The sequence below is a fragment of the Dactylosporangium sp. NPDC049525 genome, from assembly GCF_040676755.1.
In the GTDB taxonomy this organism is placed as follows: domain Bacteria; phylum Actinomycetota; class Actinomycetes; order Mycobacteriales; family Micromonosporaceae; genus Dactylosporangium.
On record NZ_JBFAPO010000001.1, the window covers coordinates 681,091 to 705,752 of the forward strand.

28 protein-coding genes are annotated in these 24,662 nt (G+C 69.9%); 21 read left to right on the plus strand and 7 right to left on the minus strand.

Going from position 1 to position 24,662, the window contains the following annotated elements; genetic code table 11:
• Positions 1-111: 111 nt before the first annotated feature.
• The 8 genes from AB0K00_RS03040 (at position 112) to AB0K00_RS03075 (ending at position 8,564) form a co-directional block, all read left to right on the plus strand.
• Entirely contained in the window at positions 112-1,083 is a 972-nt protein-coding gene (locus AB0K00_RS03040; RefSeq protein WP_363514302.1) for an NAD-dependent epimerase/dehydratase family protein, read from the plus strand.
• A 71-nt stretch (positions 1,084-1,154) separates the two neighbouring features.
• Positions 1,155-2,417 (plus strand): LCP family protein, encoded by a 1,263-nt coding sequence (locus AB0K00_RS03045; protein ID WP_363514305.1) that lies wholly within the window; start codon positions 1,155-1,157, stop codon positions 2,415-2,417.
• 492 nt (positions 2,418-2,909) lie between these two features.
• Positions 2,910-4,115, plus strand: coding sequence for an LCP family protein (locus AB0K00_RS03050; protein ID WP_363514308.1), 1,206 nt, complete (start codon positions 2,910-2,912; stop codon positions 4,113-4,115).
• 38 nt (positions 4,116-4,153) lie between these two features.
• Positions 4,154-4,474, plus strand: coding sequence for a rhodanese-like domain-containing protein (locus AB0K00_RS03055; protein ID WP_363514311.1), 321 nt, complete (start codon positions 4,154-4,156; stop codon positions 4,472-4,474).
• Between the two features lie 10 nt (positions 4,475-4,484).
• Positions 4,485-5,294, plus strand: coding sequence for a glycerophosphodiester phosphodiesterase family protein (locus tag AB0K00_RS03060; RefSeq protein ID WP_363514314.1), 810 nt, complete (start codon positions 4,485-4,487; stop codon positions 5,292-5,294).
• Between the two features lie 128 nt (positions 5,295-5,422).
• The gene (locus AB0K00_RS03065) at positions 5,423-6,916 is read left to right on the plus strand and encodes a HAMP domain-containing sensor histidine kinase (protein WP_363514317.1); all 1,494 of its coding nucleotides are present in this window, start codon (positions 5,423-5,425) and stop codon (positions 6,914-6,916) included.
• A 4-nt stretch (positions 6,917-6,920) separates the two neighbouring features.
• The gene (locus tag AB0K00_RS03070; RefSeq protein WP_363514320.1) at positions 6,921-7,319 is read left to right on the plus strand and encodes an ATP-binding protein; all 399 of its coding nucleotides are present in this window, start codon (positions 6,921-6,923) and stop codon (positions 7,317-7,319) included.
• Positions 7,320-7,676: 357 nt separating this feature from the next.
• The gene (locus AB0K00_RS03075; RefSeq protein ID WP_363514322.1) at positions 7,677-8,564 is read left to right on the plus strand and encodes a DUF5926 family protein; all 888 of its coding nucleotides are present in this window, start codon (positions 7,677-7,679) and stop codon (positions 8,562-8,564) included.
• Here the strand turns inward: AB0K00_RS03075 and AB0K00_RS03080 are convergent.
• Positions 8,561-9,784: an arginine deiminase gene (locus AB0K00_RS03080; RefSeq protein ID WP_363515046.1), complete on the minus strand. Its 1,224-nt coding sequence runs from the start codon at positions 9,782-9,784 to the stop codon at positions 8,561-8,563. The genes AB0K00_RS03075 and AB0K00_RS03080 overlap by 4 nt on opposite strands.
• Before the next feature lie 188 nt (positions 9,785-9,972).
• Between AB0K00_RS03080 and AB0K00_RS03085 the strand changes: the two genes are divergently transcribed.
• The 5 genes from AB0K00_RS03085 (at position 9,973) to pheA (ending at position 13,341) form a co-directional block, all read left to right on the plus strand.
• Positions 9,973-10,677 (plus strand): hypothetical protein, encoded by a 705-nt coding sequence (locus tag AB0K00_RS03085; protein WP_363514325.1) that lies wholly within the window; start codon positions 9,973-9,975, stop codon positions 10,675-10,677.
• A gap of 133 nt (positions 10,678-10,810) precedes the next feature.
• Complete coding sequence (locus AB0K00_RS03090) at positions 10,811-11,242, plus strand: hypothetical protein (RefSeq protein ID WP_363514328.1); 432 nt, start codon at positions 10,811-10,813, stop codon at positions 11,240-11,242.
• A gap of 182 nt (positions 11,243-11,424) precedes the next feature.
• Positions 11,425-11,829, plus strand: coding sequence for an ACT domain-containing protein (locus AB0K00_RS03095; RefSeq protein ID WP_363514331.1), 405 nt, complete (start codon positions 11,425-11,427; stop codon positions 11,827-11,829).
• A 186-nt stretch (positions 11,830-12,015) separates the two neighbouring features.
• On the plus strand, positions 12,016-12,372 hold the full coding sequence (locus AB0K00_RS03100; protein WP_363514334.1) for a hypothetical protein: 357 nt from the start codon (positions 12,016-12,018) through the stop codon (positions 12,370-12,372).
• Positions 12,373-12,402: 30 nt separating this feature from the next.
• Positions 12,403-13,341, plus strand: a complete 939-nt coding sequence (gene pheA / locus AB0K00_RS03105; protein WP_363514337.1) for a prephenate dehydratase — start codon at positions 12,403-12,405, stop codon at positions 13,339-13,341.
• A gap of 33 nt (positions 13,342-13,374) precedes the next feature.
• Here pheA and AB0K00_RS03110 read toward each other — a convergent pair whose 3' ends face one another.
• From AB0K00_RS03110 to AB0K00_RS03125, 4 genes are read right to left on the minus strand one after another with little or no spacing between them, the layout of a single operon-like run.
• The gene (locus AB0K00_RS03110) at positions 13,375-14,082 is read right to left on the minus strand and encodes an AIM24 family protein (protein WP_363514340.1); all 708 of its coding nucleotides are present in this window, start codon (positions 14,080-14,082) and stop codon (positions 13,375-13,377) included.
• A gap of 58 nt (positions 14,083-14,140) precedes the next feature.
• Complete coding sequence (locus AB0K00_RS03115; RefSeq protein WP_363514343.1) at positions 14,141-14,872, minus strand: AIM24 family protein; 732 nt, start codon at positions 14,870-14,872, stop codon at positions 14,141-14,143.
• Between the two features lie 53 nt (positions 14,873-14,925).
• On the minus strand, positions 14,926-15,273 hold the full coding sequence (locus tag AB0K00_RS03120; RefSeq protein WP_363515049.1) for a metallopeptidase family protein: 348 nt from the start codon (positions 15,271-15,273) through the stop codon (positions 14,926-14,928).
• A 49-nt stretch (positions 15,274-15,322) separates the two neighbouring features.
• Positions 15,323-15,748, minus strand: a complete 426-nt coding sequence (locus AB0K00_RS03125; protein WP_327007352.1) for an OsmC family protein — start codon at positions 15,746-15,748, stop codon at positions 15,323-15,325.
• Positions 15,749-15,831: 83 nt separating this feature from the next.
• Between AB0K00_RS03125 and AB0K00_RS03130 the strand changes: the two genes are divergently transcribed.
• The 5 genes from AB0K00_RS03130 (at position 15,832) to AB0K00_RS03150 (ending at position 19,364) form a co-directional block, all read left to right on the plus strand.
• Complete coding sequence (locus tag AB0K00_RS03130; RefSeq protein ID WP_363514346.1) at positions 15,832-16,305, plus strand: hypothetical protein; 474 nt, start codon at positions 15,832-15,834, stop codon at positions 16,303-16,305.
• Positions 16,298-16,915, plus strand: coding sequence for an NAD(P)-binding domain-containing protein (locus tag AB0K00_RS03135; protein ID WP_363514349.1), 618 nt, complete (start codon positions 16,298-16,300; stop codon positions 16,913-16,915). The genes AB0K00_RS03130 and AB0K00_RS03135 overlap by 8 nt, the downstream gene beginning before the upstream one ends.
• A 15-nt stretch (positions 16,916-16,930) precedes the next feature.
• Positions 16,931-17,620 carry a hypothetical protein gene (locus AB0K00_RS03140; RefSeq protein WP_363514352.1) on the plus strand — a complete coding sequence of 230 codons (690 nt, stop codon included), beginning with the start codon at positions 16,931-16,933 and terminating at the stop codon, positions 17,618-17,620.
• A 119-nt stretch (positions 17,621-17,739) separates the two neighbouring features.
• Positions 17,740-18,555, plus strand: coding sequence for an HAD family hydrolase (locus tag AB0K00_RS03145; RefSeq protein ID WP_363514355.1), 816 nt, complete (start codon positions 17,740-17,742; stop codon positions 18,553-18,555).
• Positions 18,552-19,364: an HAD family hydrolase gene (locus AB0K00_RS03150; RefSeq protein WP_363514358.1), complete on the plus strand. Its 813-nt coding sequence runs from the start codon at positions 18,552-18,554 to the stop codon at positions 19,362-19,364. Before AB0K00_RS03145 ends, AB0K00_RS03150 begins: the two co-directional genes overlap by 4 nt.
• 241 nt (positions 19,365-19,605) lie before the next feature.
• Here the strand turns inward: AB0K00_RS03150 and AB0K00_RS03155 are convergent, their stop codons facing one another.
• Positions 19,606-20,142 carry a bacterial proteasome activator family protein gene (locus AB0K00_RS03155; protein WP_363514361.1) on the minus strand — a complete coding sequence of 179 codons (537 nt, stop codon included), beginning with the start codon at positions 20,140-20,142 and terminating at the stop codon, positions 19,606-19,608.
• A gap of 83 nt (positions 20,143-20,225) precedes the next feature.
• On the opposite strand from AB0K00_RS03155, the gene AB0K00_RS03160 reads away from it, so the two are divergent.
• The 3 genes from AB0K00_RS03160 (at position 20,226) to AB0K00_RS03170 (ending at position 24,258) form a co-directional block, all read left to right on the plus strand.
• Positions 20,226-21,044 (plus strand): alpha/beta hydrolase, encoded by an 819-nt coding sequence (locus AB0K00_RS03160; protein ID WP_363514364.1) that lies wholly within the window; start codon positions 20,226-20,228, stop codon positions 21,042-21,044.
• A 132-nt stretch (positions 21,045-21,176) separates the two neighbouring features.
• Positions 21,177-22,331, plus strand: a complete 1,155-nt coding sequence (locus tag AB0K00_RS03165) for an ABC transporter substrate-binding protein (protein ID WP_363515052.1) — start codon at positions 21,177-21,179, stop codon at positions 22,329-22,331.
• A gap of 85 nt (positions 22,332-22,416) precedes the next feature.
• Entirely contained in the window at positions 22,417-24,258 is a 1,842-nt protein-coding gene (locus AB0K00_RS03170; protein WP_363514367.1) for a hypothetical protein, read from the plus strand.
• Between the two features lie 62 nt (positions 24,259-24,320).
• On the opposite strand, the gene AB0K00_RS03175 is transcribed toward AB0K00_RS03170, so the two are convergent.
• Positions 24,321-24,569: a hypothetical protein gene (locus AB0K00_RS03175; protein WP_344500958.1), complete on the minus strand. Its 249-nt coding sequence runs from the start codon at positions 24,567-24,569 to the stop codon at positions 24,321-24,323.
• Positions 24,570-24,662 lie beyond the last annotated feature (93 nt).

The window sequence follows — 24,662 nt, forward strand, 5'->3', positions numbered from 1 at the left end:
CTGCCCTGTGGCCCTTCTACCCCGGGGGTGGTGTCCGGTTTGTGGTTGGTGCGGTGGGGGGGGGCCCCCGCCCCCCCCCCCCCGCCGCCAACTGCCGCTAGGCTGGTCCACATGGTCGTTGTTGCGCAGCGTTACGGCGAGGGACACCGGGTCCTGCTCACCGGTGGTGCCGGATTCGTCGGGTCTCACCTTGCGGATGCCTTGATCGCCCGCGGTGCGCAGGTCGTCGTGGTCGACAACTTCGTGACGGGCAGTAAGGACAACGTCGCGCACCTGGCCGACCACCCTCGATTCACGTTGGTCGAGGCCGACGTCAGCGAGCCACTGCCGACCGTCGAGGCCCTCAACGCCCGGTTCGACGCGATCATGCACTTCGCGTCGCCGGCCAGCCCGACCGACTTCGAGCTGCTGCCCGTCGAGATCCTCCGGGTCGGCTCGCTCGCCACTCTCCAGCTGCTGGAGCGGGCCGTCGCCGACGGCGCCCGGTTCGTGATGGCGTCCACCTCCGAGGCATACGGTGACCCGCTCATCCACCCGCAGCCGGAGACCTACTGGGGCAACGTCAACCCGATCGGCATCCGCAGCGTATATGACGAGGCGAAACGCTTCTCCGAGGCGGCCACCATGGGCTACCACCGGGGGCGCGGCGCCGACGTCGGCATCGTGCGGATCTTCAACACCTACGGTGAGCGCATGCGCCCCGACGACGGCCGCGCGATCCCGACGTTCATCTCCCAGGCGCTGCGCGGCGAGCCCGTCACCGTGCACGGCTCCGGCACCCAGACCAGGTCGATCTGCCACGTGTCCGACCTCGTCCGTGGCATCCTGCTGCTGCTCGACTCCGGTGAGACCGGCCCGATCAACTGCGGCACCGAGCACGAGATGACCATGCTCGAGCTCGCCGACACGATTGTGCGGCTATCCGACAGCACTTCGACAGTTTCGCTGCGCCCCCGCACCGCCGATGACCCCGAGCGCCGCCGCCCCGACCTGGGCAAGGCACGTGAGCTGCTCGGATACGAGCCGACCGTCGGACCTGAGGAAGGTTTGCGCCGGACCGTGGACTACTTCCGCTCCCGGTGACACTCCCGGCTTCGTGCCGCGCCCGCTCGGGTTACGTGGCGTAGCGGCCACGGGTTCGTATCGTGGGTTTCATGTCCACCACGCCTGCCTCAAACGGCTCGTCGGGTCGCGCCTCGGTGCCCAACGCCCTCCCGCCCAGCGCGGGAGCTCGTGCGCGCGTCTCTAGCGCCTCCACTCCGACCAGCCCGGCGACGCCAGGCGTCTACGGCAAGCCCGCCTCCGCCTCCGGCGGTGGTGGCGGCGGCGGTGTCGTGCCCCCGCGCCGCCCGGGCGGCAACGAATACCCGGGCCGCAGGAAGATCCGTCCCCGCTGGGGCCGCATCGCCCTGGTCGCCGGTGCCGCGATCGTCGTGCTCGCGCTCCTCGCGGGCGTCGGCGCCTACAGCTACTACCGCTACGTCGACGCGGGCCTGCAGCGCGACGACCCGTTCTCGCAGATCACCGACGGCCGGCCGGCGAAGGTCGCCGACGGCGCGCTCAACATGCTGCTGCTCGGCAGCGACTCCCGCGACCCCGACAACAAGGGCAAGCCCGGCGAGTGGCGCACCGACACCATGATCATGCTGCACATCCCGTCCAGCCACGACAAGGCGTACCTGGTCTCCATGCCCCGCGACCTGTACGTCTACATCCCCAAGAGCAAGACGACGCCCTACGGCGACACCAAGGCCAAGCTCAACGCGTCGTTCTCGTGGGGTGGCACCCCGCTGACCGTGCAGACGATCGAGAAGTACAGCAACGTCCGGATGGACCACGTGCTGCTCATCGACTTCGGCGGCTTCAAGCAGGTCATCGACGCCCTCGGCGGCATCGACATGAACATCGAGGCCGACATCACCTCCATCCACCCGCCGAAGCGCAAGTTCAAGAAGGGCATGAACCACCTCAACGGTGACGAGGCCCTCGACTACGCCCGGCAGCGCTACCAGTTCCCCGACGGCGACTTCGCCCGGATGCGCCACCAGCAGCAGATGATGAAGGCGATCCTCGACAAGGCCGTCAGCTCCGGCACCGTCAGCAACCCGGCCAAGCTCAACTCGTTCCTCAAGGCGATCACCAAGGCGATGACCGTCGACAAGGACTTCTCGCTCGCCGACATGGCGCTGCAGTTCCGCAACCTGCGCAGCGACGACCTGACGTTCCTGGTCAGCCCGCACGACGGCAGCAAGAAGATCAACGGCGAGGACGTGGTCGTGCCGAACGAGGCGAAGGCCGAGGCGCTGTACACCGCGATGCGCACGGACAAGATGGCGGACTGGGCCGCGACGAACGCTCCCAAGCCGGCCGCGAGCGGCTCGTCGCAGCCGTCGACGAAGGCCAGCACTAAGAAGTGATAATTCCGGCATCCCGGGCATGTCTCCCCACCTGCGGGGTTGCATGCCCGGACTGTCGTATAGATCTCATTGCCGTAAGCACTGTTGACCGAGTAGAAAACGCCTGATTGGTGGCATCTCTTCGGATCTTGTGCAGTGACGCTGGTCGGCACGATCCCCGCCGCGAACGTAGACTCGGATAAATCCCCGCCGGAGTGCGGGCACGCAGTCGGGGGCGACATGCAGCAGGACCAGGACCCGCCGGTGGATCAACCGGCGGACAGACCTGACGAGGTGTCACCGGCCTCGGCCGACGCATCCGCATCGACCGGAGCGCCAGCCGCCCGCGGCGCCACCACTTCGGATATTTCCGACTCGTCCGACTCGTCTGATGTGCCCGACTCGTCCGATGCGCCCGCCGAGCCGGCGGACGACCTGCCGGCCGCCGACGCCGGGGTTTCGGACGCCCAGACTTCGGACGCCCAGACTTCGGATGCCCAGACTTCGGATGCCGTGGCATCGGATGCCGAAGCCGACTCGGGCGTCGACGGCTCGCAGCCCGCTGCCGGTGACGGTGCCGTCGCGGTGGACGGTGCCCGCGTCCTCACCCGCCGGCAGAAGCGCAAGGCTCGCAAGGCCGCCCTCCCGGGCCGTGACCCGGTCTGGGCCAAGCTGCTCGTCGTCCTCGGCGCGTTCCTGCTCATCGCCTCCGCCACCGTGGTCACCGGCTCCCAGGTCCTCGCCAGCCGATACAGCAACAGCGTCCACCAGGAGAACCTCCTCGGTAACAACGCCCGCGCCGGCAACGACGACAAGAAGGAGGAGCGCCGCAGCACCATCAGCGGCCCGCTCAACTTCCTGCTCCTCGGCTCCGACCTGCGCGCCAAGGACCCCGAAGACGGCCAGCGCTCCGACTCGATCATCATCGTGCACATCCCGTCCGGCCTCGACCGGGCGTATCTGCTCTCCATCCCCCGCGACCTGCGGGTGAAGATCCCCCCGTTCGCGCTCACCGACTTCCGCGGCGCCAGCCACGAGAAGATCAACGGCGCGTTCCAGTACGGCGGCGGCGGCGCGGGCGGCGTCCAGCTGCTCGCCGAGACCCTCACCGAGCTGCTCGGCATCCACTTCGACGGTGCCGCGATCGTCAACTTCGACGGCTTCAAGGCCGCGGTCGACATCCTCGGCGGCGTCGACATGTGCATCGACCAGAAGGTCACGTCGATCCACCTCGGCTACGACGACAAGGGCAACTACCTGTCGCCCGAACACGGCGGCCGTCCCGCCGTGTACGAGCCCGGCTGCCACCACCTCGAGTCATGGCAGGCCCTCGACCTCGTCCGGCAGCGCAAGAGCCTGGCCAACGGCGACTTCGACCGGCAGAAGAACCAGCAGAAGTTCATCCGCGCCATCCTCACCAAGGCCCAGCAGCAGAACCTGACCACCAACCCGATCGCGCTCGACAAGCTCATCCGCGCCCTCGGCAGCGCGCTCACCGTCGACACCAACGGCGTCGCGCTCGAAGAGCTGATGTTCGGCCTGCGCAACGTGCGCCCCAGCAGCCTGGTCGGCCTGACCGTCCCGTCGGAGACCCAGGACATCGGCGGGATCTCCTACGTGGTGGCGTTCGACGAGGCACAGGCGCTGTACACGGCGATGCGCGACGACACGCTCGACGCGTGGGCGGTGGAGAACCCCACCTGGGTCAACCCGATCTGAGCCTCTTATAGGCTGGTGCGGTGTTCAGGGGATCCGCTGTGCCGACCATCACGGTCGACGAGGTCGCTGCCGACGCCTACCTGCTCGACGTCCGCGAGGACGACGAATGGGCCGCCGGTCACGCACCCGACGCCAATCACATGCCCATGATGCAGATCCCGGCCCGGATCGAAGAGATCCCCGCCGATCGCGACGTCGTCGTCGTCTGCCGCGTCGGCGGCCGTTCCGCGCAGGTCGTCGCATACCTGCAACAGCACGGCCGCACCCGCACCATCAACCTCGACGGCGGCATGTCGGACTGGGCGGCCGCGGGCCGGCCCATGGTGAGCGAGGACGGCGGTGCTCCGAGGGTCGCCTGAGCGGCCCTGGGTGTTCGCACACAGGGGCTCGTCGTATCGACACGCCGAGCACACCCTCGACGCCTACCTCCTCGCCATCGAGGAAGGCGCCGACGGCCTTGAATGCGACGTCCGGCTGACCCGCGACGGCCACCTTGTCTGCCTCCACGACTCCCGCATCGACCGCACCAGTGACGGCCGCGGTCGCGTCAGCGTGCAAACCCTCGCCGACCTCGACCGCTTCGACTTCGGCTCGTGGCGCACCGACCTGCCCGAATCGGCCGACGAGCTGATCACCGGCCGGAAGCTCGCCGACGATCGCTGGCGCGGCCGGGTCCTCACGCTCGACCGGCTCCTCGGCCTCGCCGTCGACGCCGGCCGGCCCATGCGGCTGCTCATCGAGACCAAGCACCCCACCCGCTACGGCGCCGCCGTCGAAACCGCGCTGCTCAGCCTCCTGCGCCGGCACGGACTCGACCGCCCCCACGACGACCAGCCCGTCCACGTCACGATGATGTCGTTCTCCGCCACCGCCGTCCGCCGGGTCCGCCAGCTCGCGCCGGCGCTGCCGACGGTGATGCTCATCGACGTCTGGTCCGTGCCCAGCCGCATCGGCTGGCTCCCACCCGGCAGCAGCATCGGCGGACCCGGCGTCTCACTGCTGCGCGCCTCCCCGGAAATCGTCGAACGCCTGCACCGCCGGGGTTTCCCGGTGTACGTGTGGACCGTCAACGAACCCGACGAAATCGACCTGGTGGTGAAACTGAAGGTCGACGGCATCATTTCCGACCGGCCCGCGTATGTCATCGAACGGCTCCGGGAGCTGGGCCTGCGAGACTGACCATCTTCTTGCTATCAGGTTGCTACCACGGAATCCGTCGTCGCACCGGCTCAGCCCACCGGAATCCCACGTGGACAACTTTCGTCAATAGCCTTTCAAAGCGAAGCGCGGGGAGGCAGACTCGCACCATGGTCGATGCTCGCCGTCCGGTCGACGCCACCGCCGTGTTCGGCGGGCTGGCCGAGATCGCCGAGCAACTCTCGACCGGCGCGGGCGGCCTCCTCGCGCTCCAACGCACCGTCGACGTCACCGTCGAAGCCACCGCGGCGGCCGGCGCGGCATTCGTCGAATACGGCCACGACAGCGGCCGGGTCATCGCCGCCGCCGCCGCGCTCGACTGGTCCCTCGGCCGGCCCGTCGACCTGATCCACCCGACGCTGCGGGGCCTGCTGCAATACGGCTCCAGGGTCCGCGAGTTCCCGGTCGGCCTGCTCGGCACCGTCGGCGGCGAGCACCTCCGCGGCCGTGGGCTCGCCCGCCTCGTCGCCGCCGAGGTCACCGCCGGCAGCACCGCCGTCGGCGTCCTCGTCGCCGGCTACCGCGACGAGGAAGGCACCGCCGGCAGCGACGAACGCGCCGCCCTCGCGTTCCTCGCCGGGTTCGCCGGGCTCCAGTACACGTTGGGCCGCGGACTGCCGATCCACGCCGACGGCGGGCCGGCCCTCGACCCGGTCGGAGAGCCGTTCGCCCTGCTCGACGCCAACCACCTGGTGCGCACCTGGAATCCCGCCGCGGCGCTGCTCACCGCCCGCTCGCCCGAGTCGGCGATCGGGGAGCCGTGGCCGTTTCCGCTGCCCACCGGCGCCGAAACCGTCGAACACCAGATGGCCTGCGGCACGTGGATCCAGATCCGGGCCGCCGCCGTGCCCGACACCACCGACATCGGCGTGGCGTTCCGGGCCCGCTCCGACCAGCCCGCCGACGGGCGCGACCTGTTCATCGCCCTCACGGGCCACGAGCTGCGGACGCCGATCACGGTCATTCGTGGGTACGCCGACACGCTCGTCGAACACTGGGACTCCCTGGACGAGGGCTCCCGGCGCGAAGCGATCTACGTCGTCGGCCAGCGCGCCCGCGAGCTCAGCCGGCTCGTCGACCGTCTCCTCAACGCCGTCGGCGACGAGTCCAACCCCGGCGACGCGTCCGCGCTGCTCCCGTTCGACCTGGTGGACACGCTGACGGCGGCGGTCGACGACCTCAGCACCGAGCAGCGCCGCACGCTGACCGTCGCGCTGCCGCAGACCCTCCCGAAGGCCCTCGGTGAACGGGCCACCCTCGCTACCATCCTTGCGGAATTTGTCACGAATGCGGGTAAATACTCCCTGAACTGGGTAGAAGCAGTTCTAACCGCAGGTGCGGACGCGCAAACCGTCTGGTTCAGGGTCGCCGACCGGGGCATCGGCATCCGCCCGGAGCACGTCGAGCGGGCGTTCGAGCGCTTCTGGCAGCTGGAGACCGGCGACCAGCGCACCCGCGGCGGCGTCGGACTGGGGCTCTATCTCGTGCGTAGGATCGTTGAGCGTCAACATGGATGGGTATCGTTGCGTCCACGCCAAGGAGGCGGGACCGTCGCGGAGGTGCGACTGCCCCGCGCCGACGCAGATACCCATGGGGAGGCTTGAGAGGGTGTCCACAACCGTCGCGGAGCGCGCCTGGTGCGTCGTTGTCCCGCATCACGCTCGCGGTGCACACGTCGCCCGCCACCGCCTTGCCCATGAGCTCGACGCCCTGGTCACCGAAGACCGCCTCGACGATGCCGTCGCCATCGCCGCCGAGCTGGTCGGCAACGCCGTCCGCCACGCTGCCCCCCTCCCCGGCGACGTCATCCGGGTGGCATGGCGCCTGCTCGACGACGACACCCTGGAGATCAGGGTCACCGACGGCGGCGCTGCGGCGGGCCCGGAACTGCGGGTCGCCGCCCCCGACGCGATCGACGGCCGCGGCCTGACCATCGTCGCCGCCCTGGCAACCGGCTGGGGCGTCGAGCGCGACGGCCTCGGCCAGTGCGTCTGGGCCACGCTCTAAGCGTTCCGGCGTTCCGGCGTTCCGGCGTTCGGCACCGGTCGCTGAGGCGTTTCGCCGTTCGCCGTGGCGTTCCTGCGTCGTTCGCCGTGGCGTTTCGCTGTTCGTCGAGCCGTTCCTGCGTTGTTCGCTGAGGCGTTTCGCCGTTCGCCGTGGCGTTCCTGCGTTGTTCGCCGTGGCGTTTCGTCGTTCGTCGAGCCGCTCCGTCGTCGTTCGCCGAGGCGTTCCGGCATCGTCGGCCAACCCATCGGGCGGACATTTCCGACTTGTCGGAAATGGGGGACGCGGCCGGGTGAGTGACGCGCCCGAGGTGGTGGGTGTCCGCCCGCGGCGCGGTGGGACCGCCTAGGCTGGGTCGCCGTGAGCAAGCGAGCGAAAACCCCCCGTGGCCGGTCCGCCGACGGCGAGAAGCGCCAGAAGATCCGCGACGTCTACGTGGGCCGCCCGTTCGAAGGGCTGGCCGACGAGCCGGAGTGGGTCGCACTGCGGGAACTGGTGCCGGCCGCCTCGGCACCCCTGAAGCTGGCCCCCGAGCTGGCCGAGCGTTACGGCGACCGTCCGGTGATCCTTTCGACGGTCCTGCCGATGGCGTGGCCCGCGATGACGAAGCCCGACGGCCGGGTGTTCATCGGGCTGCAGCGGCACGTGCAGTCCGGGGATGTGTCACGGGACCTCGCGGTGGCGTTGCAGTGCGCACTGGACACGCCGACCGGGCAGACCGTCGACATCCCGCCGCTGCCGGGTGTCGGCCCCCGCCTGCAGGACGTGATCGTCAACGCGCCGCTGGACATCACCGTGCACACCGGGTTCGAGTACTGGCTCGAGGACAACGCCACCGACGACCCGAACGTGCGGGCGTCGCTGGAGCGGGCCAACGCGAGCATCTTCCCGACGGCGCGGCTGTCGGCGGCGCCGGCGACGTACTGGTGCCGCGTCACCGACCGGTCGCACGTGCGGCTCGTCCTCGGCGACGACGAGGACCGCGCGCTCGACGCGTTGTCGCGGCTGTCCGCGGGTGGTGGGCTGCTGCTCGGCGACAACACGAAGTTCGCCGGCATGTTCCGCGCGCACGGCCTGCTCGCCCCGGTCTGGGACCTCCCGCTCGAGGTGCCGGCCGAGGAGTGGGAGGCGCCGGTCGCCGAGTTCGCGAAGCGCTACGCGGAGGCGATCGCCGTCGCCGAACCGCTGACCGCCGCCGAGCGGCGCAGCAAGCAGGGCCTGATCGGCCGTCTCCAGCCGCTGCGCTAGGACACAGCACCTCCCGCCCGGGCGATCGGCGCGGACATGCATCGTGGACCTCCCCGGCCCGAGCCCAGCTCGGAGCCGGGGATCCGGATGACCTCAATGCCGTGCCGCTCCAGCTGGGCGTTGGTCTCCACGTTGCGCTCATACGCGACGCAGAGCCGCGGGGCGATCGCCAGGGTGTTGTTGCCGTCGTCCCACTGCTCGCGTTCCGCGGTGACCGGGTCGAGGCCGGTGTCGATGATCCGCAGCGTGTCGATCCGCATCGCCTTCGCGGCGCCGACGATGAACGGCTCCGGCCCGGAGACGGCGAGGTCGCCGGAGACACCGGGGTCGTCGGAGCCGGCCGAGGTCACCGTCCAGGCCTGCAGGGTGCTGGCGACGTTCGGATACATGACGACCGCGTCGACGTCGACCATCGTGCAGACGGTGTCGAGGTGCATGGTCGCGCGCTCCTGTGCGATCGGCACCACCAGCACGGTATGGGCGAGGCCGCGTTCGAAGCAGCGCCGGGCCAGCCGCTCCGCGCCGGCGGGCCGGGTGCGTTCACCGACGCCGACCGCGATGACTCCCGGCGCCAGCAGCAGCACGTCGCCGCCTTCGAGGTGTTCCAGACCCGGCTCGTACACCAGGGACGTCCCGGCGAACCGGGGATGGTGCCGGTAGATCGCGCGGGTGAGCGTCGTCTCGCGCCGGCGGGCGTGCATGGCAAGGCTGGTCACCGCGACCTGGTCGCCGATCCAGACGGATGAATCGCGCGTGAAGAGCAGGTTGGGCAGCGGGTCGATGATGAAGTCGGCCCGGTCCATCAGGGCGTGCACGAGGCCGCCGCCGGCGCGCAGCTCGGCCCGGGAGAGCCCGGCGATGAGCGTGGTCGCCAGGGTCGCCGGGTCCAGCGCGGTGAGGTGGTCGGCCACGTGCCGGCGGAGCGTGTCGCCGAGCCGGACGTCGTCGAGGACCGCCTGCGTCACCTCGTCGCGGGCGGCGGGCACGACCACGGTCTCGGCCAGCAGCTCCGACACGTAGACGACCTCGACATTATGACTACTCAGGGCGTGCGCGAACGTGTCATGCTCTTCTTGAGCGCGTCCGACCCACGGGATCCCGTCGAAGAGCAACGAATCGTTGTTCCGCGGGGTCAGTCGGGCCAGCTCCGCACCCGGGCGGTGCAGCAGCACCGTGCCAAGCTGCCCGACCTCGCTGTCGACGTGATGATGGCTCACCAGCTCAGACTAACGGCTGACCCGTTATCCACCGGTTGGGCGCTATCTGCAAATTCATGAGACGTCGTGAATGCGGCATTCATCCCAGTCATTCCGAGTCTTTCAACCATCCGGTCATCCCGGTTGCCCGTTTGAACACGTACGGTGTTTGAACACACACGCAACCGAGCGGCGACTTGGAGGTGTGCGAGATGACCGAACTGCTGCATCGTGGCGGAACGGATTCGCAGCCCGCAGGGTTTGACGATCGCATCATTGTTGATGCAGGTCGGCCTTCCCCCATTGACTGGATGCGCGAACGACGCGCCGAACGCGGAGCACGCAGGGAAGAGGCAGGACACAACCGTCTGTACCGCAGGATGGGCAGTCTCATCGGCCGTCTCGGCGAGGAGTGGCACGTCCTGGACCTGCGTGAGCTGACCGGCGCCGAACGTCGCTCGTTCCTCGCCGTCGGTCCGGGTGGCGTGTTCGCGGTGACGGTCAAGGACCACGGTCGCAGCCGCGTCTCGTTTGCCGGTGACATCGTGCAGATCGATGGCAAGCGGCCCAAGTACGTCGAGGAGACCCGCGCGGAGGCCAAGGGTGCCGCCGAGGCGCTCTCCCGCAGCGCCGGGGTGTCGATCCCGGTCATGCCGATTCTGGCGTTCGCCGGCACCGGCAAGATCAGTTTTTACGGGGTGCCGAAGGGCTGCCTCGTCACGGCGTACCACGAGCTGCCCCGCGTCCTCAACGCGCGCGGCAACCGGCTCGCCGCCGACACGGTCGACAAGGTGTTCTCGCTCGCGCTGCACCCGGCCACGTGGTCCTCGCAGACCTATGCGGCATTCGCCGACAGCTACCGCTGGTACAAGGATGGGGATCGCGTGGGCACTGACAAGCGGAGTGACGCGGAGTAGCCTCTGCGGCGTGGAGCCGCTCGACACGAAGCGCCGGATTGAGCAATCGCTGGGGACCGATCACACCCTGACTGATGCGATGATGAGTGCGTTGCGCGGACGCGTCCGCCGCACCGGTGCCTGAGGAGGCGCTGTGGCGCATGTCGAGCTTTCCATCTCCGATCCACACCTTGCCCGCTCGCCCGACCCGGCCGAGTCGTCACTCGACCGTTGGGCGGCGACGGTCGCCGACGCGGCGGAGCCGAGCCTGGTGATCGACGACAAGGCGGTCATCGTCGCGGTGTCCGCCTCGTTCGAGGACCTGCTCGGGCTCACCGAGTCGGCCATCGACCGCCCGCTCGTCGACGGCGTCCTGCAGTTCCTCGACTTCGGCGACGGCGGTGCCCTGGACTCCTCCGAGATCAACAAGACGCCGCCGCTGCTTGCCCTGTCCTCGGGGCGGCTCGCCCGCGGGCTCGTCCGGGTGCGCTGCGCGACGGGACCGCGCACGTTCGACGCGATCGCGACCCCGCTGCTGCAGGACGGACAGGTCGTCGGCTCACTGACGTTCTTCAGCACCGTCTGACCGGACCGTCTGACCGGACCGTCTGACCGGACCGTCTGAGCGGACCGTCTGAGCGGACCGTCTGACCGGACCGTCTGACCGGCGGTGCGGCCGAACGCCGGAAAGCCACCTGGACAACGCACGCACGTAACTTGGCTCACGGCTCCCGCCACGCACCGCGTTCGCACCGTACGCTCCTTGTCATGTTGGACCTCCAGGTGCTGCCAGGTGACTATGCGATCGGCCGTCTTCCGGCCGGAACGCCCCTGCCGGCGGGCCTCATCGAGGCGGCGGCGAACAGCTCCGACGTCATCTCGGTGACCTGGACCCCCGACGAGGTCTCCATCCTGTGCCCCGCCGACCGGGTGCCCGCCGGCGCATCGGTCGAGACGCCGTGGCGCTGCCTGCGCGTCGCCGGGCCGGTCCAGCTCGCCCTCACCGGCATCCTCGCCTCGATCGTGTCCCCGCTCGCCGAGGCCAGGGTCAACATCTTCGCGTTCTCCACATTCGACACCGATTACGTGCTGGTGCCGGCCGTGCGGCTCAACGAGGCACTGGCCGCGCTCAACGCCGCCGGGCACCGGGTGACGGCCTCCGGCACCGTGTGAAGCTCAAGGGACTGGCGTCCTACGATGTGCTGCATGCGCGCACCGGCCGCAGTGTTTGCGATCGTCAGTCTTGGATGTCTGCTGTCCGGGTGTACGCGGTCGCACGCTGATTCCGGCCCTCTCCTGCCGCCCGTTTCGCCGCCTCCGGCGAGGTCGGCGAGTCCGACGCCGGTCAGCACGCCCAACGTGCCGGCGCGCACCACTCCCGCCCGCTCCGCCAGCAGCAGTCCGAGCCAGCAGCCGTTCTCCGAGGCATACGTGTCGCAGTGCAACGGCCGTCCGAGCGGCGACCAGGTCATCGCGGCGGTCCGCCGGGCCCGGCCCAACCTGCCCGCCGGGGCCGGCCTCACGGTGAAGACCGGGCCGCTGTGTGCCGGGGTGTGGCAGTACACCGTGCTCACCGTCACCGGCAGTGAGCCGCTGCAGGTCATGTCGAAGGGAGCGCCGGCCGCGCTGACCGTCGTGACCGTCGGCACCGACCCGTGCACCGTCGAGGTGCGGGCGACCGCGCCGCCCGCGCTGCTCAGCACCGCCAACTGCTGAGCGGCCGGCAAGAGCGTCTAGGCTTGACCCATGCCTGGTGTACCGCCGACGCGGTTCGTGTACCTGGGGCCGGAAGGCACGTTCTCGGAGCAGGCGCTCAGAACCGTCCCGGCCGCCGACCGCGGGGTGCTGACCCCGGCCCGCAGCGTCCCGGAGGCGCTCGACGCGCTGCGCGCCGGTGACGCCGACGCGGCGCTCGTCCCGCTGGAGAATTCGATCGGCGGGCAGGTCGGGGTCACCCTCGACGAGCTCGCCAACGGTGAGCCACTGATCATCACCCGTGAGGTGGTGCTGCCGGTGCAGTTCGTGCTCGCCGCCGCCGAGGACCGGTCGCTGGACTCGATCCGGTCGATCGCCGCCCACCCGCAGGCGGGCGCCCAGTGCCGCAAGTGGCTCCGCGACCACGTGCCGCAGGCGACCGTCGTCGACGTGCTGTCCAACGCGACCGCCGCGATCGGCGCCGGCACCGGCGAGTTCGACGCCGCGATCTGCGCCGCGATCGGCGCGACCCGCTACAAGCTCAACGTCCTGGCGAAGGACATCGCCGACAACCCCGACGCGATGACCCGCTTCGCACTGGTGTCGCGGCCCGGACCGCCGCCGCCACCGACCGGCGACGACCTGACCACGCTCGCGGTCTACATCGCCCACGACCGGGTCGGCGCGCTGCTGGCCGTGCTGACCGAGTTGTCGGTCCGCGGGGTCAACCTGACCAGGATCGAGTCCCGGCCGACCGGCGAACGCCTCGGCCGTTACGTGTTCTTCCTCGACTGCGGCGGCCACGTCGCCGAGGCCCAGATGGGCGAGGCGTTGCAGGGGCTGCGCCGCATCTGCGCCGACGTGCGGTTCCTGGGTTCCTACCCGCGAGCGTCGCACGGGGACGCGCCGCCGCACCGCGCGCCCGGCCTGTCCGACGAGGACTTCACCGACGCCGCCAGTTGGCTCAGTGAGCTCCGCAACGGGGGTTGAGGGGATGGGCGGCGGGCCCATCCCCGTCCGATGTCAGCCGCCGATGCCGCCGAGGAGGCCGGCCGGCTTCTGCTGGGCCGCCGCCGGCTTGCCCTCGCTGGGCTGGACGATGACGAAGCCCTGACCCTGCAGCACCAGCTGGAACAGCTCGCCCGAGCCGCCCTTGAGGATCGACTTGAGGCTCTGGTTCTTCTGGATGCTGGTCTGCAGGCTGCTCGACCAGCCGACGACGGCGTCGGTGTCGACCAGCACCGGCGCCTGCGGGCTCACCGGGATGATGATCGGGGCACCTTCGGTGACGATCGCGAGCTTGCCCTGACCGGTGAAGACGCTGTTGAACAGGCCGCCGCCGAACATGCCGGCACCCTGGACGCGCTGGATGTCGTACCGCAGCGACGGGTCGAAGCAGAGAACGTTCCTGCCGTTGATCGTCAACGCGTCGTTGGGCTCGATGTCGACGATGTGGCAGTCGGAGGCGGCGTCGGCGAACCACACCTCGCCCTGCCCACGCACGGCCATGAGGGACAGGCCCTCACCGGTGACCGCACGCTTGAGGAAGTTGCCGACGCCCTGACTTTTCACCTCGAACTGGAGGTTGCCGCGGAACGCGACCATGGCGCCCTGACGGGCCATGACCTCACCGTTCACGGCGTACTTGACGCACTTGGAGTGCTGCAGGCTCATGCCTGCCTGGGTTGGGGGCTGGGCCATGTTTTCGGCCTTGAAGATGTCACCGCGCACGCTGCGCAGCGTAACGGGTCCTCCAAGGGCGTGCGGAGGACCCGTTATGAAAGCGCGATCAACCGCCGAGCAAATTGCCCAGGACCCCGCCCTGCTGCTGTTGTCCCTGGCCACCGGCCGGACCCTGCGGCGGCTCCTCCGACGGCTGGACCACCACGAAGCCCTGCCCGGCGAAGCTCATCGTGAAAGCCTCACCGGTGCTACGGCCCAGCAGCGTGCCGATGCCGAGCTGGTCGGCGCGGTGGTAGCCGGTCTGCAGGCTCGCGGACCAGCAGATCGCCGCCTGCGGGTCGACGTAGGTGGGCGCGTCGACGCTCAGCACGACCGGGGTGCCCTTCGTCGTGATCGCGAGGCGGCCCTGACCGGTGAACACGCAGTTGAACAGGCCCGCCGAGGACATCATGCCGACGCCCTGAACCATCTTGATGTCGTACTGCAGCGACGCGTCGAACGCGAGCACGTTGGCCCCGTTGATCGAGATTGCGTCGCCGGGCTCCAGGTCGATGAGGTGCACGTCGGCGGAGCGGTCCGCGAAGAACACGTCGCCGCGGCCGGAGACCTTCATCAGCGGGACACCCTCGCCGGTCAGCTTCGACTTGAGCCACTTGCCGACGCCGCCCGAGCCGAGCGCCTGGAACTGCACCTGCCCCTGGTAGGCGACCATCGTGCCGGTCCGGGCCATGATTTCGCCGTTGAGTTCGGCTTTGAGCATCTTGGAGTTCTGCAGTCGCAGACCGGGCTGCTGCGACTCCTTCTCCATGTTTTCAGCGGCAAACAGCGCACTGCGCATCGGGCGTCCCTTCGACGACGAACCTGACTCGCACGGTATGAGCCTGCCGCAAATCAGCCCCAGCCCAGGGCGTGCAGGCGCCGGTCGTCGATGCCGAAGTGGTGCGCGATCTCGTGCACAACGGTGATCGCGACCTCGTCGACGACGTCATCCTCATCGTCACAGATCGCGAGGATCGGGTTGCGGTAAATCGAGATCCGGTCCGGCAGCACGCCGGAGTAGTCCCAGCCGCGCTCCGTCAGCGAGAACCCCTCATACAGGCCGAGCAGGTCCGGCTCGCCCGCCGGCGGGTCGTCGACGACCAGGATCACCACGTTGTCCATGAGGTCGAGCAGCTCCTCCGGGACCTCGTCGAGGGCGTCGCCCACGAGCTCCTCGAAGCGCTTCTTGCTCATCGTCACCGGCATGTCAAAGAGGGTCCCCCATCGCGGGGGACCCTCTCAAGGGACTTCAGACCAGCTTGGCGTCGAGCGTGATCTCGACAGCGGCGAGCGCCTTGGAGATCGGGCAGCCGGCCTTGGCCTCGGCGGCGATCTTGTCGAACTCGCCCGCGTCGATGCCGGGGACGTCACCGCGGCTGGTCAGGTCGATCCGGGTGATGGCGAAGCCGCCGTCAACCGGGCCGAACTGCACCGCGGCGGTGGTCTCCACCGACGTGGGCGTGAACCCGGCCTTGGCCAGACCGTTGGAGAAGGCCATCGAGAAGCAGGCCGCGTGGGCCGCCGCGATCAGCTCCTCCGGGTTGGTTCCCTCGCCGCTCTCGAAGCGCGAGGGAAAGGAATAGGAACCCTGGAAGGTGCCCGAGCCGGTGGAGACGGTGCCGGCGCCGGACTTGAGGTCGCCCTCCCAGCGGGCGGATGAAGTGCGAGTAGGCATGAACCAGACGCTAGCCCATTCCGTGTGTTCCTTGGGACGAGCTCGGCAGTCTTGAGGGGAGCGTGTTGATGCAACACAAACTGGTGCAGATCGGCGGCTGGCTGGGCGTGTCCGGCCTGCTCACCGGCATTGCCTCGATCTTCGTGCCGTGGGTGCAGCAGCTGGTGGTGACCGGGTCGGGGCGGCGGGCCCAGCAACGCCTCGACAGCCTCACCATCCTGAATCTCGAAAAGGGCGTCTGGTACGTGATCCTGCTGCTCAGCCTGATCGCGCTGCTCGGCGCGGCGGCGATGGGCGCCAACCAGGGCCGCAAGATCGCCGGGCTTGCCGGCCCGATCCTGTCGCTGGTGACCGCCTCGCTCGTAGTGGGCCTCATCACTACCTTCGACGGGCAGCTCGCCGGACCCGGCCGGATCGCGGATGTCGGCACGTCAGCGGGGAGCTGGCTGGCCCTGGTGTCGATGCCGCTGCTCGGATTCGCCTCCGGGCTGATCGCCATCGGTCGCGCCCGGCGGCATGTTTCGGCGCCGGCCGGTGTTGCCGCTGGACATGACTGATCGCAATGTGGGCGTCCTCGGCACCGGCATGGTCGGCGAGGCCATCGCGACCCGCCTGATCGAGGTCGGGTACGACGTCGTCATGGGCTCCCGTGACGCCGCCAATCCGAAGGCCGTCGCCTGGGCGGAGCGGACCGGTGGCCGCGCCGGCACGTTCGCCGACGCGGCCGCGCACGGTTCGCTGCTGTTCAACGCCACCCCCGGCGGCGCGTCGCTGGACGTGCTGCGCTCCGCCGGCGACCTGACCGGCAAGGTCCTCGCCGACATCTCCAACGACCTGAGCTCCGCCGCGGTGAAGCCCGTCGCCACCGGCCTGCAGGCGGCGTTCCCCTCGTTGAAGGTCGTCAAGACCCTCAACACCGTCAACTGCGACATCATGGTCCGCCCCGACCTGCTGTCCCAACCGCACACCATGTTCGTCGCCGGCGACGACGCCGACGCGAAAACCCTGGTCAAGGGAGTGCTGGCGAAGTTCGGCTGGCCCGAGGGCGACGTGCTGGACCTCGGCGGGATCGACAAGGCGTTCGCGATGGAGCAGTACCTCCCGCTGTGGCTCGCGGTGTGGGGTGCCAAGGGCGATCTGCGGTTCAACCTGCGTGTCGTTTCCTGAGCTACCCTGCGCGGTATGACTGAGCCGGTCGTCATCGGACCATCGATCGTCGCGCCCGCCGCACCATCCACAGCGCTGTCCCACGCGCCGTCCGATCAGCCGTCCGTCGACGCTCCGCCGCCCGGTGCGGCGGAGCGTGGCGCCGGCCCGGTCGCGATCGCCCTGCTCGCCCTCGGGTTCGGGCTGGCGGCCGCCGCGCAGTACCTGCCATGGAGCTCCGTCAACCTGCGCGAGGCCGCCGTGGGCGACCCGGACCTGTCCGAGGACAGCAGCGTGCCGCAGAGCATCGACGTCGACCTGGCCAGCCTCAACAGCGGCCCCGTCGTGGTCTACCTCGGCACGCTCACGCTCGCCCTGGTCGGGATCGGGATCCTGCTGGCGACCCGCGGCTCGGTCCGCCGGGGCGCGGCCGCCGGGGCGCTGGCGATGCTCGCCGGCAACGCGCTGGTCCTCGTCGGGTTCAAACAGATCATCGACCGGCTCGGCTACAGCCCGCTCACGTCGTACCGGCTGCCGGACGAAGCCGTCCACGTCGGCGCCGGCTATCCGCTCGCCGCGGCGGCCACCGCGATGCTGGCGGCCGGTGCGATCGTCGCCGTGCGCGGCTCGCTGCTCGGCCCGAACAGGCCCGGCCGCAAGGCGCGGGCGGAAGAGCCGCACGACGGCTCCGAGCCGCTGGAGCTCACGGTCACCCCACTGCGGTAGGCGGACAACAGCGCCGTCATCAGGACGTCGTACGTTCGGTTGAGATTTACTCGCATGGTGTGACCCCGGCGGGTCGCAGAGGTACGGTTGCTCCCCCGCTGACGCGGAAGGAGCACTGAATGCGCAGTTTGCCCAAACTCATCGCGACCGACCTTGACGGCACGCTCGTCCACAGCGACGACACCGTGAGTGACTACACCAGGGCCGTCCTGGAGCGTGTCAAGGCGGCCGGCATCCACATCGTGGGCGCCACCGGCCGCGGTCCCCGGCTGACCGAGCTCGTCCGGTCCGACATCCCCTCCGCCGACTTCCTGGTCATGGGCGGCGGCAGCCGGGTCGTCGACGTCCGCGACCCCGAGCATCCGGTCGTCCTGCGCGACGAGCGGCTCGACGGCGACGCCCTCGCCGAGGTCCTCACCCGCCTGGAGCACGAGCTCGGCACCCTGTCCGTCCTGATCGAGGCCGGCGACCACCACGAGGCGCCGCTGTGGGGCGACGCCGACCCGCACTGGCGCTACCCCGACGTCGTCGAGGCCAGGGTCCGCGCCGAATGCCTCACCGGCCCCGTCCTCAAAGGCTTCGCCAGGCACCCCACCTGCGACGTCGACGAGCTGCTCGCCGTCGCCGAGCGCGTCATCCCGCCGAGCATGGCCACGATCACCCAGGCCGGCCTCGGCTACATCGAGATCTGCCCGCCCGGCGTCGACAAGGCCACCGGCCTGCGGTTCGTCGCGACGGCGCTGGGCATCGACCCCGGTGACGTCCTCGTGTTCGGCGACATGCCCAACGACGTGCCCATGTTCCGGTGGGCCGGGTTTGGCCGGGTCGCCGTCGCCAACGCCCACCCGGCGCTGAAGGCCCTCGCCGACGAGACAACTCTCACCAATGACGAGGACGGGGTCGCGACCTACCTCGAAGCTATGTTGAAGCTGTGACGCAGACCCCCCGGTTGGTGGCGACGGACCTCGACGGCACCCTTGTCGGCCGGGACCGCACGGTCAGCCCCCGCACTGCCGAGGTGCTGCGCCGCCTCGACGCCGCCGGGATCGTGATCGTGCTGGTCACCGGTCGGCCGATCCGGTGGGTGCGTCCGGTGTACGACCAGCTGCCCTTCGCGCCGATCGCCATCTGTGCGAACGGGGCGGCGACCTACGACCCCGGCACCGACACGATCGTCCACAGCAGCCCGATCGAGCCCGACACGCTCGCCGAGATCTGCGAGCGGCTGCGCGCCAAGGTCCCCGGCGTCGTCTTCGCCGTCGAACGCGACGGCGGCCGGCAGATGCGGCACGAGCCCGAGTTTCCCGTCGGCCCGTGGGAGATCAACCACGAGTCGGTCGGCCCGGCCTCCTACGCCGAGCTGCTGACCCGGCCCGCCGCGAAGCTGCTCGTCCGTGCCGGCGTCCAGCAGTCCGACGAGTTCACCGCGCTGGTCGGCGAGTGTCTCGACGGGCTGGCGGAGGCGACGAACTCCTCCTCCAGCGGCATGGTCGAGGTCTCCGCCGCCGGCGTCACGAAGGCGACGGCGCTCGCCCGGGTCGCCCGCGACCACGCGGTCACCGCGCCCGACGTGATCGCCTTCGGTGACATGCCGAACGACCTGGCGATGCTCACCTGGGCGGGTCGCGGCGTCGCCATGGCCAACGGTCACCCGGCGGTGCTCGCCGCGGCCCACGACGTGACCACCGCAACCAACGAGGACGACGGCGTGGCCGCCTACCTGGAGACGCTCTACCGCCACTGACCGTCTTCGCGGCCGGTCTTCCCGGCTTTGACCGCGTCACCGGTCTCCGTGGTCTGACCGCGTCACCGGTCTCCGTGGTCTGACCGCGTCACCCGGTCTTCACGGTTTGACCGCGTCACCGGTCTTCACGGTTCGACCGCGTCGCTGGGCCTCATGGTTTGACCTTGGAGACCCGGCGCCGCCGCGGCGGCTGTCCCGCCCGGCGGTCGCACGACTCCAAGGTCAAACTCGTCGACCGGTCCTACAGATACTGGCCGGTGCCTGTGGGCGTCGGCTGGACGGGCTGGCCTGGGACGCCACCCGGTCCGCCGGTGAGCGCCGGGCGGCCACGCATCTGCTCGAGCTGGACCCGGGCCGCCATCTGCTGGGCGACGAGTGCGGCCTGGATGCCGTGGAACAGGCCCTCCAGCCAGCCGACCAGCTGCGCCTGGGCGATGCGCAGCTCCGCCTCGCTCGGCGTCGAGCCGTCCTCGAACGGCAGCGACAGCCGCTCCAGCTCGTCGCGCAGCTCGGGGGCGAGCCCGTCCTCCAGCTCCAGGATCGAGCGGCGGTGAATCTCCTTGAGCCGGCTGCGACCCGCCTCGTCGAGCGGGGCCGCGCGGACCTCTTCGAGCAGTTGCTTGATCATGCTGCCGATGCGCATGACCTTGGCCGGTTGCTCGATCAGCTTGCTCGGATCCTCCGCACCCTCCTCATCGGTGGACATGGTGCCGAGCGGACGTCCGTCGGGCCCGACCACCAACACGGTGCGCGACTCGTCCTGCGCCTCTTCTGCCATGGTTCCTAGTCTTGCCTACCCGTCGTTGGGACGACCACCAAGGGGCCCTGTTGCCACGCTTCGTGACGCGTTAATGTCGCCCCGTGACGAGTGATCCCCGCGAGGTGCTCAGCCGGCCCGCCCGGCCCGCAGACTTCACCCTGCGGTATGGCGAGCACCCCGACCAGCTGGCCGACGTCCGGCTTCCTGCCGTCCCGGGTGCGCCGCTCGTGCTCTTCATCCACGGCGGCTTTTGGCGCAGCGAATGGGACCGCACACACGCCGGCCCGCTCGCCGCGGACCTCGCCGACCGGGGATACGCCGTCGCGACCGTCGAGTTCCGCCGCACCGGACAGCCCGGCGGCGGCTGGCCCGGCACGTTCTCCGACGTGGCGGCCGCCGCCGTCGCCGTGCCCGACCTGCTCGCCAAGGAGATCGCGCACCGGGGACTGCGGCCCGTCGCGGTCGACCGCCCGATCCTCGCCGGGCACTCCGCCGGCGGGCACCTCGCGTTGTGGTACGCGGCGGTCGCCCCCGACGCGGTCGGCGGGGTCGTCGCCCTGGCGCCCGTCGCCGACCTGGCCTGCGCGCACGAGCTCAACCTCGACGACGGCGCCGTCGCCGACCTGCTGGGTGGGCCGCCCGACCAGGTGCCCGAGGCATATGCGGCGGCGGACCCGATGCGCAACCTTCCGTCGAAGGTCCGCACCGTCATCGTGCACGGCAGCGACGATGCGATCGTGCCGGTCACGCTGTCCAGGGACTTCTGCCGCATGGCCCGCCGGGTGGGGGACGACACCACGCTGGTCGAGTTGGCCGGTGTGGAACACTTCGCTGTGATCGATCCGTTGTCGGCCGCCTGGCCCGCCGTCCTTGCCGCGTTCGGCACGGTGACCAGGGGTGAGACCGAGGCTGACGATTGACTGTCTGCCGCGATGGCGGTAGAACGCAGCGTGGGTGTCGAGGTTTTCTCGCCGCCGCAGGGTGCTGGGGAGGAAAAGTACGTGTCCCACCTGAACCGCCGCCAGGCGCTCCGACTCTTCGCGGCCGCGGGCGTGGCAGGCGCGGCCGCACCGTTACTCTCCGCATGCAGCGGGTCCGACAGCGACGCCAACACCTCGCTGCCCACCGGGCCACCGGTCAAGATTGGCATGATCGTGCCACTGACCGGCAGCCGTAAAGACCTCGGTAACGAAATGGACAACGGTTTCCAGCTGTATCTCAAGCTGCATGAGAACAAGCTCGGCAACCGCGAGGTCCAGCTGCTCAAGGTCGACGAGGGCGAGACGCCCGATGTCGGCAAGGCCGCCGCCGAGAAGCTGATCAAAGAGGACCGTGTCCTCGCCCTGACCGGCGTCGCGGCCGCCGCGACGATGCTGGCCATGAAGGACAGCATCGAGAGCGCGGCGGTCCCGCTCGTCGGGTCCAACGCGTCGCCGACCAGCCTGCAGGGCGCCAAGTACATGTGGCGCACCTCGTTCGTGGCCAGCGAGCCCGGCCAGGCCCTGGCCAAGTGGGCCGCCGACAACGCCGGTGGCTCCCTGGCCATCGTCGCCGCCGACTACCCCGGCGAAGACGACGAGGTCAACTCGTTCTTCGAGAACTTCAAGTCGGCCAACGGCAACGTCAACGGCAACGGCATCCGCTTCACGTCGTACCAGTCGAAGGACTACAGCCAGGTCCTGAACCAGGTCAAGAACTCCGGCGCGACCGCGATGTTCGCCTTCTTCGCCGGCGCGTCCGCGGTCGACTTCGTCAAGCAGTACAAGGCGGCGAAGTTCCCGGCCGGCTTCAAGCTCATCGCACCCGGCAGCCTCACCGAGGGCTATGTCCTCAAGCAGCAGGGCAACGACGCCCTCGGCGTCTACACCGCGATGAACTACTCGCCCGACCTGGACAACGCGGCCAACCGCCGGTTCATCGCCGACTACCAGAAGGCCTACGGCACGATCCCGTCGACCTACGCGATGGCCTCCTACGACGCCGCCGCCGTGCTGGACAAGGCGATCGGCGACGCGAGCCGGCCGTCGCTGGACTCGTTCTCCCTCAACGCCGCGATCGGCAAGCTGGGGCAGATCGACAGCCCCCGCGGCGGTTGGCAGTTCAGCCAGAACAGGACCCCACTGCAGCGTTGGTACCTGCGGCAGGTCCGCATGGACGGGGCCCTGCTGTCCAACGTGCTGACGGCCGAGCTGACCACGCTCGGCTGAGGCGCCGGCGCGACCGGGGCGGGGTCGACAAGGAGCGCCGGCCTGGCGCAGGATGTGATTCCGCTCCCCGACGTCGGCAGGCAATGTGACCAACCCCGAACCGGCCGCCGCGGCGCCCTCCGCCGCCCCTTCGACTGATGCCGCAGCTGCCGGCGTCACCGCAACGCCGGACGCCGCGGTGGTGACGACCCCGGCGCCCGTGATCCCGGCCCAGCCGGGCCCACCGGGGGCCGAGGTCCTGCCCGAGCCGGCCGGCGCGCCCGCCGTGACGCCGCCGGCAGCTCCGGCTCCGGCGGAGGCCGCACCGCCGGCCGGCCCGTTGCCGCAGGGGTATCCTCCGCAGTTCGTGCCGCAGCAGCGGGTGCCGTTGCAGGGGCCGCCACAGCAGTTCGGGCCTCCGCAGCAGTACGGCCCTCCGCAACAGTTCCCGCCGCCGCAGCAGTTCGGGCCGCCGCCGAACGCCGGGCCGCCGAGCGCTGGAGCGCCGCCGTTCGGGGGGCCGGGCGTCGGGGCGCCGCAGGGGTATCCGCAGTTCGGGGCGCCGCACGTACACCATCCGCTGCCGCAGACACATCCCGGCTATGCCTATGGTTGGCCGCCGCAACTGCCGCCGCAACCACGTCGCAACTTCCTCTGGCCGGTCCTGACCACCCTCCTGGTGGTCAGCATGGTCCTTGCGCTCGGCGGGGCCGCCGCGGCCACCTGGGCGCTGCGCGGCGGGGGTGGCAGCCAGACCGACCTGGTCTCTTCCACCTGGGTCGACATGCGGCCCGGGGTCGGCGTCAAGGCGATCGAAGAGCTGCTGCAGCGGCACACCCAGGCGGTCAAGAAGAAGGATCTCAACGCCTGGATGGCGGACGTCGAGCAGAGCGACGCGGCGTTCGTGAAGCGGCAGAAGCAGCTGTTCGACAACCTGGTCAAGATGCCGTTCTCCGACATCAGCTTCGACCGGACCAAGGTGCCCGCGCGGCAGCTGGCGAAGTTCCTGCCGACGCAGCTGTTCGACCGGTATCACGCCGCCGTGCACGTCGAAGCGGTCACGATCCGCCATCGGATCGAGGGCGTGGACAGCAAGACCGTCGCGATCCCGTGGATGCCCGTGGTGGCCCTGACCAAGGGCAAGTGGCTCATCGTCGGCGACGCGGCCGGCAAGGACATGCCGATCGGTGCCAATGGCCAGCCGTGGGACTCGACCGGGCCGGTCGCGGTGCTGCGCAACGACCGCATCATCGCCGTGGTCTCGGCCGACGACGCCGAGCGGGGCCGCAACCTGCTGCAGATGGCCGAGACGAGCCTCAAGCAGGTCGCCGAGGTCCGCCCGACCGGCTGGGACGGCAAGGTGCTGTTCACCGCCGTGCAGGACAAGCGGATCTTCGACACGTACTTCGCCGAGTCGCAGGAGCGGATCGCGCAGGTGGCGGCGATCGCGGTGCCGTATTACAACGAGGTGGGCGACTGGGCGCACTCGCCGGCGTACAGCTCGACCCGGGTCGTGTTCAACCCGACGCAGCTGACGGCGCAGACCGACGAGCTGGCGCACGACCTCACGCATGAGTTCGCGCACGCCGCCATGGGCCCTGTGACGACCGCACGGACGCCACGGTGGGTGGTGGAGGGGTTCGCGGAGTACGTCGCGTACAAGAAGGACAGGGTGTCCGCGACGGACATCCGCCAGGTGCTGGGCAACCTCACCATCTCGACCCTGCCGACCGACGACGAGTTCTACTCCGAGCCGCGCAACTACATCGCCAGCTGGCTGGCGAACCGGATGATCGCGGAGAAGTTCGGGCAGGACAAGTTGATCGCGTTCTACGAGGCGTTCCAGAACGTCGCCGAGGTCGAGTCCGCGGCCCGCGCGGTCCTGGGCATCGGCGTCAGCGCGCTCGAGCAGCAGTGGCGGGACTACGTAGCCGAGAAGCGCGGCTGAGGGTTTCCCTCGGCCGCGCTCCTCTGGCTTTGCTTGTGCTGTTGTGCTCTATCGGGCAGCGGTCAGACTGTCGCCGGCGGGAGGCCGCCGTCGCCGTCCACGACCTGCTCCGGCGTGCCGTCCTCGTCGATGTCACTCATCGTGATGTCGACCTTGCCGTCACCATTGGTGTCGAACTGGAACACGTCGGCCTTGCCGTCGCCGTCCGTGTCGATCGCCCACAGGTCGGGCTTGCCGTCGTTGTTGGTGTCGCCGACGAGGAGCTCGATGCGCTGGTCGCCGCGCGTCTCGACGGTCTCGTTCTCGCTCATGGTGCGGGTCCTCTCACGTCAATCGGGGGGAAAACCTGATCCGCCGTGGGGCCTGCGCCTTCGGCCGGACCTTCGCGTGCGCGTTCGCGGTTC